Genomic DNA, 13,213 nt, shown 5'->3' on the forward strand with positions numbered 1-13,213 from the left:
GCACCCGATGAGGGTGCGGCCTTTTTTTTGGTCTCCACCGGCACCGCATGCGCTTGGAGAAGCCGAGCAATCGCGCTAGGATCCAGCCCAGTTCGACGCTCCGTCGATACCGCCGTCTACCTGACGGCCCTGCGCTCCACGCGCATCAATTCAACCCCTGGGTGTTCTACCCGCGGGTGGACTCCCAGTTCATGAGGAGTCCCATTGGATCCACATCAGCACCACGCTCGACCTGGCCCAGCTGGCGCCGCACGAGCGCTCTTCCCTCTCGGCACAGCCGGCATCACACCAGGTGCGCACGAAGTGTTCACGAAGCTTGCACAAAGCCCATTCGCGCTTTTGATGCGTCACCAATCTGGTGATTGGGCCCAGCTCGATGAACACGACCAGGAAGCCAATCGGCTAGCTGTTCTGCATGGTCATCGTGTCTTCTCCTGCTACCAGGTGGGAGATAGCAAGAAGGTGTACGTGATCACCGAGGCCGATCGTTCTTCGACAACGATCATTCTTCCAGAAGAATATTGACCGGCGCTTTCGCGTCCCCTTCAACACAACGGGGCGCCATGCTGGTGCCCCTCATTCGGAGTTAGAGAATGAACTTTCAAGAAATCTTCTCGATGATGGCTGCCATCGTCGAGATGCCCAACTTTCCCTACCTGCTCGCGTACAAATCGGACTTCTACAAGCTGGACCGAGAAGCACTGCAGCGGGATTGGACTCCCATGTCGCGCTTCCTTTGGGTCGTCCGCCCCCATGGATCTGATCTTTGCCAGCTAGGGGTGCATCGCAAGATGAACGAGCATGTGATGGCGGCCATCGAGTGCGGCCTTCGCGACAGCGCGGCCGGGTGCGCGATCTACCTGCTTTCCTCGAAAGGGGTGCGCTTGCTCACCAGGACCGAGGCGTTGGCGGAGGTCGACAAGATGGAGTACGACGTCCGCCCAGGGGAGGTGTTCGATGCCGGAGGGAAGCTGCTTGCCTCCTTCGTGGTTGAGCCCTACTACGCGGGTGGAAGGACCCGGGCTGTAGTTCGGTTCGGGAGCGCACACGGCGTTTCGATTCCGGCCTGGAGACATAGCGCTCTTTGCGCTATCGCGCTCAGCGAAGTGATTGTCCATTCGAGCTCGCTGTTTGCGGTCCTCGACAAGGCCTATCTCGACGAAGTGTGCATCTCGGACTTCGAGCCCTCTGAGGAGGAGGTGAGCTGTGCCTAGCAATCGCCATTGCCAGTTCATGCGCTACGTGCGCCAGCTATACGGCTGTCGTACTGAGCAGCTGATGTTTGTCTTGGCGCGGCCTGACCGCTACTCGCCAGTCTTCCGGTCGGCAGCTCTTCGCAACCTTGTGGCCCGCACGCCAGTCAACGTCACACAAGGGCGCCCCTACCTGGAGCGTCGCCGCCTCGTTCGCTGCCACTATGGCGTTTGAGCGGGATCATCAACCAATCAACAGGTCTCACATGACCCTTCACGTTTTTACCTGCAGAACTAGCAGGAGCCGGGACGTTACGGTCGAAGTCGGCTTTCAAGCCGATCGCTTTGACTTCTTCGCTCGGGTATACCTCGATGGCGAACACCAGCCCTCCTTTAAGAAGTCTGGCCTTCCAGATGGATCAGGCGTCTCCGAGTGGCTTGGTGGGCAAGGGATATCTACTCCAAGCGCGATTGTCGAAGCTGTCGATTGCGAATTTGCCGACTCGCGTCTTCAGGCGCCGGCCTGCGACCGCCGTATTCGCTTCTACTGAGCAAGAACCAGCGCAACCCTGTGCGCACCCCGTGGCCCCCCGCTGAAGAGCGGGGGGCTTTTTCTTTGGCTGCAGAGCAGCTAGATGCCCTTGACAGTTCATTGCCTCGGGGTACTTTGGAACGGTATCGACCATACCGATGAATCCAATGCGCACCATCAAATTCCCCATCTTCGGCTCGCGGCTTCCAGGCGAGGGAGGCTTCTTTGGAGCTGTGATCAAAGGCCCGGCCGGCGACGGTACGGATGACTACGTTACGGTGGTTTCTGACCGAGAGGTCGGCGAGTTGGAAGGCATGGTGTGGTCCGATGGCGACCTCTGGCAACCTGTCGACGCGGTTGGGGACGATGGGCTCGCGAATACGGCCGTCATGGAAGATGCGGGGCTGCAGCTGCCGAGGCTGGCGCGCAGCGCGACCGCCGACGGCCACAGCGACTTCTACGTTCCGTCCGCACTGGAGCTTCGCGCTCTGCAGGCGGTTGTGCCTCATCTGTTCGTTGCGGCCTACTATTGGTCTTCGACTGCATTAGCGGGGACGCCGGACGCTTGGGCGGTGTGCATGGAGCGAGGACTGATGCTGGCAGTCCCGAAGGGCGAGAAACGACGAGTCCGGTTGATCCGAAGGATTCCGCTTGCGTTGTTCGAAGTGGTATTTCCCTTCCCAGGCGATGCAGTCCATTGAGCTCGCGTGCTTGGCATCCGACCATCGCCACTCGCACAGATGGCGAGCACCACAGGGAATTGACGTGAGCGCCTTTCTACCTACACTGATCGCACTTGTGGCTCGCCGCAGCATCGTCTTGATGACGATCCCACCAAAGCAGCAACTTCAATAGTTCTGCACTCCTTCATCACCCATCGGGCCACATGCCCGTCTGGGATGTGGCCTCTTCAGAGGACACACCAACATGAAGTTCGTCAAGCATTTCGTCCATACCCAGACCCTTGATCGCGCTGGGCTGGTCAAGGCGAAGACCCGCAGCCATTTCAAGCGCATTGAGCGCAAACAGCAACGTGCAGCACTGCGCGCCGAGCTCCACCGCGCTCTGGTCGAAGAGCGCCTCGAGGAGATCCGCTGCAGTGCCGAGGCTGCAGCAGCGTCACACCTGGCGCTGGTCGAACGCACCCTGCGCAAGGCTCGTACTTCGAGCAAGCGCCATGTGCGCAGTCAAAAAGCCAGCGCTCGCAAGAGCGACGCGCACAGCTTTGATCGCCATTCGTTCGAGGTCACCGTATGCACGCGCGTCCTCTACGGTCCCCTTGTGGGCCAGGAAAGGCGAGTTGTCGCCCGCGCGAACTGTGCCGTCGCCGGCTCCGGCCGCGGTGCCTAGTCGAGTGCGAATCGACATGCATTTCTTCCATGGCTCGCCCCTAGCGGGCGGCCTTCACACCCAAAGGAGTCTTTCATGAAGTCCATCAAGCGTTCTGCCTTTGCGTTGTCTCTCTGCTGCGCGGCATTTGCCGTTCAAGCTGGCGAGCTCGCACTTCAGGTCGGCATCGTTCGCGTTGCATCCGTGAGCAACGGCGTCCAGCACCTCAAGCTGGCCACCAAAGCTTCCGTCGACAGCCCCGAAACGGTGGTCTCCGTCACGCAGCCATTGCAGTCCCAAGCCAACCTGGCTGCGGGCGACGTGGTGATGCTGGTGGAGTCAGGTGACTCGAAGGTCTGGATCTTGCCCATGGGCGAGCGTACAGGCCCAGGAAGCGCCCGAAACTGATCAGCCCAGTACCCACCCACTACGCGCCATAGGTTCATCCCTATGGCGCGTTTTCATTTCTCCGTTTAACCCCGAACGTTCACGGTATGGGTGGCCCAAAAATGGAAAAGGGCCCCAAGGGGCCCTTCGGTCCGCCGCATTCAGCAGCGCAACGGGGTTACAGGCCTCAGTCCGCCATTGCGAACTGGGACCGATCCTTATCCTTGATCCATAGTGGCGGCTTGCCACGGCCTGTCCAGGTCGCGCCTGTCGCAGGGTCCTTGTATTTGGGCGCAACCGAAGAACCGGCGGTGGTTCTACGACGAACCGGGAAAACGTCCTCGGACGTCAGCCCGAACTCGGCAATCAGCGCACGTACTTGCGAAATAGCGTCCGACTGTTCCCTCTTTTTAGCTTCCTGAATTTGCTGATCAAGGCGCGCACGTTGTTCCAGAAGTGTTTTATAGCTGCTCATCGGTTAGAACCAAGTTTTTACGGTATTTCATCTTAAACCATATTAGCTGAGCGCTGCAGCTGGTTTGCGCCAGGTTGCAAGCTCTGGTGTGAATGTCTGCCAATGGTGGATATCCATTTCATATTCTCCATCCAGGGATGGCCAGTGGTCGACGTCACTGCAGGCTTTGATCGTTGCAAGCGCGGTTGCATACTTCCTTTCACCGTTGCGGAGAAACTCGTTGCTGCACGGCATGAAATGGACGCCATGGGGGGTCGCCGAATCCACAGGCACCAGGACAAATGGCTTCGCAGTGGGGGTTTGCTCGTAGAGCACCCGGGAAAGTGTGTACATGTAGACCGAAAGGTCGTAATGCAAAGCAATCGCGTCCTTCTGGAACTGGGCTGGGGTGCTATGCCGCGTGGATTTAAGGTCGAACGTGAAATCGGGGTGCAGTAGGTCCAGGCGTGTGCGGCAGGCGATACCCGTGGTCGGGTCGTCAAAATAGAAGCTGGCCTCCACTTCCCCTTCCTCGATGTACTTCCAGAAGGGGCGACCCCGGAATGGCGCTTCCCGCACCTTGTCCGCCATGGCCTTGGCTGCAAAGAAGTCCGCCAGGCTCAGGCACAGCCGGCTCTCATTGATCTTGCGGAACTCCCTGGAAGCGGTGTCCTTGCCGAGCAGGCCGGGGTATAGGGCCACCACCTGGTTGACGGTCTCCGGCTCTAGCACCAGGGCGTGGATGAGGGTTCCAAACAGTTTCTGGGGCGAGGAGGTATTCAGCTCGGTGAGGCTCGCGATGTAGTGAGCGGGGCTGACCAAGGCCGTCTTGAGCATCGTGGATGACAGCACGTCCTTGTCCGCGTGGTACTGGGCATTCGACAGCGTGCGCTTTTCGCAGAGCTGGCGTTTGGTAGTGGTGGTGGCGTTGTGCATGTACTCAAAATACCCTGCATTGCATCCCTGTCCAGTCCCTTTGCGGGGTTGACCGAGCGATGACATGGGCTAGATTAGGGCAATGACCTTTGCACCCAGCCGACGAATTGAAACAACCAACGCAATCCAACTGCCCGAACTCTCGGACCTCCTGGCCGTGTCGCGCGCCGTAGCGCACGCCGACGACGTGACGCTGGAGGAACTGGTAAGGACAAGTCCTCAGCCTGAAGAGGTCTATCACCAAATCAGGCAGACGGCGCCGTTCGCATCGCACGCTTTGGGCAATGTCGACGCGTGCGAACACTCGGCGCTGTGGGTGATCCCCATCATCACCAGCAGGGGCGGCAAGCCCGCATCGCGCCAGGGAACAAACTCGCCGGTCCAGGGCCCGACACTCGTCGCCCAATGGATCAGCGACTGGTTCGGTTTCATGAACCAGGCCCGGTACTTCAACTTCACCCCAACCTACGAAGTCATCGCGCGGCTGACAGCAGGGGAGGTACGCGGTGCACTTGATGTCCTGGTGAGGCCGTCTGCATTCGCCGTCCCCCAGTTCAAAACAGAGGCAGGGGAACAGCCAGATCGATGCGCCGTTCCAGAGCTCGCCTTTCTGTTGGGATCGGTATCTCGCGTGAATGAGTTGCCAATCTTCCCAACGGGCGTAGGGGCTAGGGCACACGCTCTCAAAGAAAAGCTGCGCGGGGATATTGCTTTCCGATCTGCGGACCGTGCCGTCGACATGAATTCGTACTGGGCTGGGACACCGGCAAAATTCTCAGACGGGGTCTTGGAAGGATTGCTCCTATGGATCGCAGCGGTACACGCAGGATTTACGACAGAGGATTTTGATGTGCACCCGAGCGGCTTTGATGACGTAACTCTGGAGTGGACCGTGCGGTGCAATGAGAGCAACCAGCGATTGCTGCTCACGAAGCACCTCAGGTACAGCCAGCTTGGCGCAGACGGGGTCGAGTCGATTATTGCGGCGACGGCGTCCACGGAGCGCTCGGCAATGAAGGCGAGCACCGGATTCAACGGTTGACGAAAGCCCGGAATGTGTTTTCATGGTTTCAAGGAGATTTAATGCATGAACCTTTCAGCTGACAAGATTGGCCCATTCACCGAAGGCCGAGTGCAAATCGTCACACCCGAGGACGACGGTGAGTGCCATTTCGTTATCACTGGCCATGCGCATCAGAAAATGACCGATGGCGAGGTGCCCGCCTACGCTGAGCACCCCGTTGCCGAGAAGGTGGCGCCGCCAGGCGCACGGTTGCGAGAGATCCCGGTGAAGGTGATGTTCGACCAGGTCAACCACAACCTGTTCACCCGCTACGAGGCTTGGAGCCCGGGCGTGCCGGACATGCCTGTGTGCATCGGCGACGGCGCGATTGCGAACGCGGTCAACGTAAGCACCGGGCAACGTCATGCCCACGTCTGCAAGGGCCCATCGCTGTGCCGGTTGATGCTGGACAACAACCTGAACTGCTCGATCAGTGTGCGGATGCCGGTGCTGGTCCAAGGCGTTCCGCTGGAACTCAGGTCCAACGCCGTGAACACTCTTGCCGCCTTGACTGCCAAGCTGACCGAGCTGAGGGCGAGATTTGGTGGCCTGCGCCACCTGTCGCTCAAGCTGCGGATCTGGGAGAAGAGCACCAGGGCGTCGAGCTACCGTCGCTTCGGCTGCGCCACCATTGATCTGGACGCAGACGCGGAGCGAGCCGAGGTATGTGAAAGCACCGACGATCGCAATGACGGCTATGGCGGCGCCATGCAACGCGCGTGGGCGGCGACGTTCGTGCCAAGCGCTGCGGATATGCGTCCAGAGCCGGCATTGTGCCTCTCGGTTCCTGCAGGTGCACCACGCCCTGCTGTGCTTCCCATTAGGACAACACAGGCCCAGGCCGGTGTCGGATCAATGTTTTCTATCCCTTTGGAGACTGCCATGGCCTCCAATCACATAAGCCTTCAGTAGAGCAATGAATATCGACAACGACGCGATCACCAGGGACATCGTCGGCCAGGCCATTGCGCTGCGATTTGGCCGGCCGCGGAGCACTCTGCGAGGTGCTCTGCTGCAGGCGCTGACAGCGAAGTCGGACCGTCTGTCGCGCGGGGACCAAGGGCGGGGCCTTCGGAGGGTGGTTGGGGCGAGTGTGCTCAGCGCAGTGCTACTGCCGCTGTCGATAGTCGGTGTATCGAAGGTGCTCACTTTTGTCCCTGGCCCGATCGCCAACTCTGTCCAAGGCACCGCTGAGGTGGTGGCTCAAGCTGAGGCGCCACGTAGCGCTGCGTCAGCAACCGAACGGCAGTATTCTGCCTCTGCACCTCAAGCCACGGCGGCGAGCCACACTGATGCGCAAGGAAGTACGGGGCGCCAACCGGTGGCAGCCTCGCAGGGCCCCACGGGTCCGTTACCTTCTTTCGCGCAGAGCCTTGCCGTTGCGCCGCCAGCTCGACCCGCCGCAGCAGCTCTCGCTCCCAGCACGATGCCTGCGCCAGTGCCTGCTTCACTGCGCTCGCCACTTCCGCCTGCGCCACTGCCGGTTGGTGAGTTGGTGGCGCCGCCGCCGGCGAAGCCAAAGTCGCCCGAGCCGGCCGCTGTTGGCAAGGCAGACTCCAAGCCAGCGACTGAACCTGCCGCTTCTCTAGTTATCGACGTCGGAGAGCGCTCAGCTGCTGGGGCTGCGGCGCAGCCCGCATCGGCACCCGCCAGGACCATTCCCAAGGTGCAGCAGGCTCAGGCTACAGCGCCCCAGTTGCGGTCTGCTCCGCTGCGCGAGGAGTTGGCCACGCTGCCGGTAGTTCAAGAGGGTGTGGGCAGCGGGGTCAGCACTGGCGCGCGCTTTGCGGAGCCTGTTTCTGAGCGCTCGGCGGTGGCCGCTTTACCAGCCACGACGCAGAAGAAGCCAGGGAAGGTCACGATCGTAGACATCGCACCGGACGGCCAGAGCGTCCTGGTCACCGACCCTTCCACGCGACTTCCACGTCGCTTCCTCAAGGGTGACAAGCTACCAAACGGCCAAACACTGCAGGCCATAGATCCCACTGCCGGTCGAATCACGGCCGGCGGTGACGTGATCCGCATGGAGTAAACAGGATGAATGATTTTCTTTCCCTCGACACCGTGAGTGCGAACATCACAAATCGAGTTGCCGCTGGAGGGGTGTTGCGTGGTGATCTAAGCTGGAATGGCGGCCTGCTGGTGCAGGGACACGTCGACGGGTCGCCCCTTGTAGTCCACGGCGCACTCGTGGTGATGGACGGCGCGAGCATTCGAGGTGAAGTCACTGTGCATGGCGATGCCTTTCTCTTTGGCCAGGCCGGTGAGCACGATGTCCAGGGGGGCAATCTGCAGCTGACTGTCCATGGGATTGTGAAAATCGGACCTACCGCCAAGACCTATGGCCGAATCCAATGCCAGTCCTTCGAGACTTATGTCGGCTCCCAGGTGAACAGCACCATTACAACCAACGTTGCCACGCAATGACCACACCTGCCAACGCGGAGCGCATCTGCATTGTGTTACGGCAGCGCGGCATTCCCGCCGCGTCGGTGCAGCAATACCGCAGCCTCCTCTCTCGGGCAAATGAAGAACTGAAGCTCACCGTTTCGCGGCACCTTGCCAAGGTGGCAAGCGCGGTCGACGATTCCCCAAGCATCAAATGGGTCTCTGCGCTCACCAAGATTGCTCGGGGAGACGTGGTGGATACAGCGTTGTTCCAGGATCTTGCGCCCCTGGTCCCAGTGCTTGGCGCGCCTGCCTCGCCAGACACCTTGGATCCTCCCGTCGAATCCAATGCTCCCATCATGAAGACCAAGGCTGCACCAAAGAAGGACGCCGAACAGCGAGCGAAGGAGCGCCAGACCATCCACGTGTATGGGGCAAAGGCAGCGCTGTGCCTTGAACTCGACCGCTTGCGCCCCGACGACGCCGGCAGAGAAAAGGCGACCTTGACCATCGAGGCTGCGCTTCGCCGAGAGGACAAGACATATGGCTGGAAGGACAAGGTTGCCGTGCAACTGGGGCTTGCCGAATTGCCGGCGTTCCTAGGGGCCGTTATGGGCTGGGTGCCCGAATGGTACGTCAAAGCCCACGGCTCTGAACACGACAAGGTGCTGTTTGTCAAAAGCCAGCCCGGTGGCGTTCAGATCCTCGTGGCCCAACGCGCGCTCGGACTTTCAGTGCCCGTGACCTATGCCGACACCTATGCCATTTGCAGCCTTGCCCTGAAAGCTCTCCTTGAAAACGATCCCCACCTCTCCAGTGAAACTGCCCTCCAGCTCTGCCGTCGGGCATGCGGAGGAACGGCCTGAAGCTGTGTCGAGCGCCTGGATACAGAGGTGGGCGTCTCTCGGCCGATACGCACCGCTGGCATGGGCGTTGGTAGGTGGACTTCTGGGAACGCTCGCATGGGGCGGTAAGGGCGCGCCTGCATTGGCGATCCTGGTGCCCGTGGCGGTAGTCCTCGCTCGGTCAAGGCTCGCCGTCTATCTCTACTGGGTGGCCTACCACCTGGCGGTCGTGCGAGCGTTGCCTGCCTATGCCGAGGCGTGGTTTGACAGCGTTTGGCCCGGTACTGTGTCCTGGCTGCTGCTCGGACTCGTATGCGCGGTTCCCTGGACGCTGTTTTGGACTCGTAGCCAAGAGCAAGGCCGAACTGTGGTGATGGTCATCCTTGGCTTCCTGATCGCATTGCTGCCACCAATCGCAGCGGTCGCCCCTGGCCATCCGCTGGTGGCTTGGGGCTTCGTGCTCCAAGGGTGGGGGTGGGGCGGTTTGGTGTTTGGGGCCATGTTGACGGGCTACGCGGCCGCGGTGATCCGCACAAAGCAACCGAAGGTGGCATGGGCAATGATCGGTGCCGGTGCGCTGGCCCTGTGGCTTTGGGGAGCCACAGTACCTCAGCTTCCAATGCGCAGCGTGGGCATGCTTCACCCCATCGGCACGAAGTTCGGGAAGCCGCCGGCCAACGATGAGGAAATGGTGACGCGCCTGGAAAAGGTCGGGACCATCGTGCGCCGCCTTGCCGCCAATCCAGATTTCGCTGGGTCTGTTCTGGTCTTCCCGGAGACGACTCTCGGTCGCTACGACGATACCTTCGCCCCGATCCTGCGCGGCGAGATCCTCGCCCCGGCACGTGAAGCCGGCATCCACTTGGTGCTCGGCATGGAGGTCAAGAACAAGGCGGGAGAGCGCTACAACGTGGCCACGCTGTTTCGGGCCGACCAGACCATGCAATCGGTGGCACAGCGGCAGCCTGCGGTTGTCTCGATGTGGGCGCCCTGGCGGGCTGGATCGTTCTCTGCTGACTGGACAAGGGATGCCACGCTGCGACTGAACAAGGACATCGACCTTCGGGTGGTCGTTTGCTACGAAGAGTTCCTGCCGTTCGTGCACCTGCTTGATGAGGCGCGAGGGCATTACATCGCCAAGGTCGTCATGTCCAACAACTGGGCGGCCAGCTCGATGGGATTGCCGATAGTGCAGCGGCAGCACACCGAGGGCATGGCCCGGCTGTTTGGGCGAACAGTGGTACGGGCGGAGAACCTGCCGATCAGCTAAAAAAATTAGGGAGATACTGCCCGTGGCGGGTCGAATGCCCCCCTTCCGCGCGAGGGTCGGCTTCTACATTGATCGCAGATCATCAGTAGGAGCCAACAGTGGCAAACAAAGCGCAACATCCTTCAGAACTCAACACAGTCCAAGATGAGGAACGTCAGGCCTTCATCGAAACATTCGGTGGGGATTACACCCAGGGCTTTCAAGACCCACTGATCTTCCGGCCAGCATCGTTCTTCAACCCGGCGGTTCGCCAGCAGTACAAGCATGACTTCAAGGTGCTCTCGCGCTGCTTGTTTGCCGAGTACATCTACCGACGTCGCCCAGCGTTCAATCCAGCTGTGCTCGATCATTTCGCGAACCTGTGCACCACGAAGCTCGCCGGCATCAAGAAGCTGCTGACCCTCAACACGACTCGGGTGGAACAGCTCCTGGTCCAGAACGGGTACAAGGCTGACGGCGCCTACCTGAACTGTCAGAACAAGATCGTGCCGATCATTCACGCATCTGCCCTGCAGTACCTGGAAGTCCTGCAGTTGCTGGACAAGCTGTACCAGACCACGGGCAGCGCGGTGCTGAACGGCGTGCTCTCCGCAGACCAGCGCAAAGACGCCGAGCTGACCTGCCGAAAGGCCGTGCGGGCTTTCGGATCCATGGTTCGGGCAGAGAGCATCGCCGTGCGCAAGGAAGCGCAGCGTCTTGATAGCACAGGGTCGGACCCCGAGCTGCAGCAGGCGCTTGAGATGCAGGCAAGTGCTGTTGCCGAGGCAGGCGCTGCGAGTGACGCCGAGGAAGCCGCCGACCAGACTCTTGCACTCGGCGGCGCACCTCAGGCGGTGCTTGATGGCCTGGTCGCCACAGGCGTTGCCGCAGGCAAAGGACGCAAGAGCGCTGCAGCTCCGGCGCCTGCGGCCGAGTCACTGGCAGCGGTACCGGAGAGCGCCGCCACAGCCGGTGCCTAAGCCACAAGCCATCCATCTGCATTGAGCACAGCGCCCGGTCCCAGCCGGGCTTTTTTCTATGTCGCTGACACCCTCCCAGGTCGCCGCAATCGACTGCGACGACAACCTCATCATCTTCGCAGGCCCTGGTTCGGGTAAGACGTCGACCTCGATCGCCAAGGCCGAGCGCATCCTCCAAGATCCCGCGCGTCAGCTGATCATGTGCACGTTCACCGTGGAAGCCGCAGGCGTGCTCGGTGAACGCTTGCACAAGCGCTTCACCTCGTCCGGTGCGGACTATCCGAAGAATCGTGTTCGCGTGGGGACCTTTGACTCGTTGGCACTGTGGCACCTCAAGGACCAGGGCGCGATGAAGCACAAGCTGCTCAGCCCCAAGGCCCAGGGTCCGAAGCTGCGACAGCTGATCTTCGAGCATGGCCTGGGAAGCGCGGACGAAATCCTGCCTTGGTTCGAGTCCTACCAGGCCACACTGGAACGCGACGAACTGGTGGCAAGAATGCGAAGGGAGATGGAGCCCGCATTTGCTCTCGTGCAGCTGTACTACGAGTGGCTACAGGCGAGTGCCATGGTGGACCTCGCAACTGTAAAGCGAACATGCGCGCTCGGCGTGTCCACCGGGCAATTCAAACTCTTTCCGTGCACCGACCTGCTGGTGGATGAGGCCCAGGACAGTGACGAGCTGCAGATGTTGATGGCCCGATCCCATGGTAGCCGGGGCGTGTGCACCACCTTGGTTGGCGACGACGATCAGACGATCTATGACTGGCGGGCGGCAACGGGCTACAAAGGTATGAAGAGGTTCGTGGAGGAATGCGGAGCGCAGATCGTTCGACTCTCCGAGAACTTCCGCTCGCATGCAGAGATTGTCGAGGCAGCGACGCGGTTGATCGCCTTCAACAATCCGGACCGGGTGGACAAGCAACAGATTGCCGTGAAGGGCACAGGCGGAAGTACGGGCGTGATGTCCTTCGGGACGCTGGAGGCAGAGTGCGAGTGGGTTGCAAAAGACATCCTGGAACGCTTGGTCGCACCCTATGACTGCGCGGTGATCGCCAGGCGCAATAGGTCGCTCAACGAAGTGGAAGTAGCGCTGACCTCTGAGGGTATCCCGCATCACAGGCCTGGCACGTCACTTTGGGACCGCGACGATATCGCGAGCTATCTCGCGCTGATGCGCTTTTTGGTCGAGGGTGCTTTGGATGGGCTGAGTCTAGCGCTCGGCTTCATGTCGGTTCCCAACGCTACGATCAATGAGCTGTTGTATGCACTGAGGGAGGACCCAGGCGGCTTCGCACAGGGCAGCCTACCCTCGCTGGAAACTACGTCACCGGATGTTCTGAAGGTGCTCAAGCAGGTGGCTACGCAGTGCGCTCGATGGCGCAGGCGACTGGCCCAGGGCCAGCTGGTGGCGCTCATCGGTGAATCGGCTGGAGAGTATGCGATCTGGGTGCAGACGCTGGAGAACAAGGACGACAGCAAAAAGGTGAAGCGGCTGCGCGAAGGGTTGGAGTACGTGACAGCTGCACTCAATCGTCTAGAGGGAAAGATGTCCGCTCGGCTGCGCGCGCTGCTCGACCAAAAGAAGCGGGAGCCCGGTCCTGGCGTTGTGCGCTTGATGACGATGCATGCCAGTAAGGGCCTGGAGTTCGACAACGTCTACCTAGTGGACTGTGCTGAGCGGGAAGACGACACCACCCTCACACAGGCACCGGCAGAAAGGCGCGTGCTTTATGTCGGCATGACCCGAGCGCGGCAGCACCTGCGCATAACCTACGGTGGACCACTTCCGCACTTCTTGATGGAGGCGGGCTTCCAAGTCGCCAAATAGCAAAGGCCAGCCACATCAGATGTGGCTGG

The 13,213-nt window shown here is 60.7% G+C and carries 14 protein-coding genes; 12 read left to right on the forward strand and 2 right to left on the reverse strand.

What is annotated here, in order from left to right; translation table 11 throughout:
- Positions 1–303 precede the first annotated feature (303 nt).
- From ACSQ9E_RS32935 to ACSQ9E_RS32955, 5 genes are all read left to right on the forward strand, one after another.
- Positions 304–525: a plasmid related protein gene (locus ACSQ9E_RS32935; RefSeq protein WP_436220323.1), complete on the forward strand. Its 222-nt coding sequence runs from the start codon at positions 304–306 to the stop codon at positions 523–525.
- A gap of 68 nt (positions 526–593) precedes the next feature.
- Positions 594–1,214 carry a hypothetical protein gene (locus ACSQ9E_RS32940; protein ID WP_436220324.1) on the forward strand — a complete coding sequence of 207 codons (621 nt, stop codon included), beginning with the start codon at positions 594–596 and terminating at the stop codon, positions 1,212–1,214.
- A gap of 678 nt (positions 1,215–1,892) precedes the next feature.
- A complete protein-coding gene (locus ACSQ9E_RS32945; protein ID WP_436220325.1) occupies positions 1,893–2,426 on the forward strand; it encodes a hypothetical protein in 534 nt (177 codons plus the stop codon).
- Positions 2,427–2,652: 226 nt separating this feature from the next.
- Positions 2,653–3,075, forward strand: coding sequence for a hypothetical protein (locus ACSQ9E_RS32950; RefSeq protein WP_436220326.1), 423 nt, complete (start codon positions 2,653–2,655; stop codon positions 3,073–3,075).
- A 75-nt stretch (positions 3,076–3,150) separates the two neighbouring features.
- Entirely contained in the window at positions 3,151–3,462 is a 312-nt protein-coding gene (locus ACSQ9E_RS32955; RefSeq protein ID WP_436220327.1) for a hypothetical protein, read from the forward strand.
- A 166-nt stretch (positions 3,463–3,628) separates the two neighbouring features.
- On the opposite strand, the gene ACSQ9E_RS32960 is transcribed toward ACSQ9E_RS32955, so the two are convergent.
- Both ACSQ9E_RS32960 and ACSQ9E_RS32965 read right to left on the reverse strand, forming a co-directional pair.
- Complete coding sequence (locus tag ACSQ9E_RS32960) at positions 3,629–3,916, reverse strand: H-NS histone family protein (protein WP_436220328.1); 288 nt, start codon at positions 3,914–3,916, stop codon at positions 3,629–3,631.
- A 42-nt stretch (positions 3,917–3,958) separates the two neighbouring features.
- On the reverse strand, positions 3,959–4,831 hold the full coding sequence (locus ACSQ9E_RS32965; protein WP_436220329.1) for a PD-(D/E)XK nuclease-like domain-containing protein: 873 nt from the start codon (positions 4,829–4,831) through the stop codon (positions 3,959–3,961).
- A gap of 82 nt (positions 4,832–4,913) precedes the next feature.
- Here ACSQ9E_RS32965 and ACSQ9E_RS32970 point away from each other — a divergent pair, with 82 nt between their 5' ends.
- From ACSQ9E_RS32970 to ACSQ9E_RS33000, 7 genes are all read left to right on the forward strand, one after another.
- Positions 4,914–5,873, forward strand: a complete 960-nt coding sequence (locus ACSQ9E_RS32970) for a hypothetical protein (protein ID WP_436220330.1) — start codon at positions 4,914–4,916, stop codon at positions 5,871–5,873.
- A gap of 45 nt (positions 5,874–5,918) precedes the next feature.
- The gene (locus ACSQ9E_RS32975) at positions 5,919–6,806 is read left to right on the forward strand and encodes a recombination directionality factor (RefSeq protein ID WP_436220331.1); all 888 of its coding nucleotides are present in this window, start codon (positions 5,919–5,921) and stop codon (positions 6,804–6,806) included.
- A gap of 1,125 nt (positions 6,807–7,931) precedes the next feature.
- Entirely contained in the window at positions 7,932–8,321 is a 390-nt protein-coding gene (locus ACSQ9E_RS32980; protein ID WP_436220332.1) for a bactofilin family protein, read from the forward strand.
- Complete coding sequence (locus tag ACSQ9E_RS32985) at positions 8,318–9,148, forward strand: hypothetical protein (RefSeq protein ID WP_436220333.1); 831 nt, start codon at positions 8,318–8,320, stop codon at positions 9,146–9,148. The genes ACSQ9E_RS32980 and ACSQ9E_RS32985 overlap by 4 nt, the downstream gene beginning before the upstream one ends.
- A gap of 121 nt (positions 9,149–9,269) precedes the next feature.
- On the forward strand, positions 9,270–10,397 hold the full coding sequence (locus ACSQ9E_RS32990) for a hypothetical protein (RefSeq protein ID WP_436220334.1): 1,128 nt from the start codon (positions 9,270–9,272) through the stop codon (positions 10,395–10,397).
- 98 nt (positions 10,398–10,495) lie between these two features.
- Positions 10,496–11,356 carry a hypothetical protein gene (locus tag ACSQ9E_RS32995; RefSeq protein WP_436220335.1) on the forward strand — a complete coding sequence of 287 codons (861 nt, stop codon included), beginning with the start codon at positions 10,496–10,498 and terminating at the stop codon, positions 11,354–11,356.
- Between the two features lie 58 nt (positions 11,357–11,414).
- Positions 11,415–13,184 (forward strand): ATP-dependent helicase, encoded by a 1,770-nt coding sequence (locus ACSQ9E_RS33000; protein ID WP_436220336.1) that lies wholly within the window; start codon positions 11,415–11,417, stop codon positions 13,182–13,184.
- The last annotated feature ends 29 nt before the right edge of the window (positions 13,185–13,213 follow it).

Source organism: Acidovorax sp. LjRoot118 (assembly GCF_964253575.1).
Classification (GTDB): Bacteria; Pseudomonadota; Gammaproteobacteria; order Burkholderiales; family Burkholderiaceae_C; genus Acidovorax.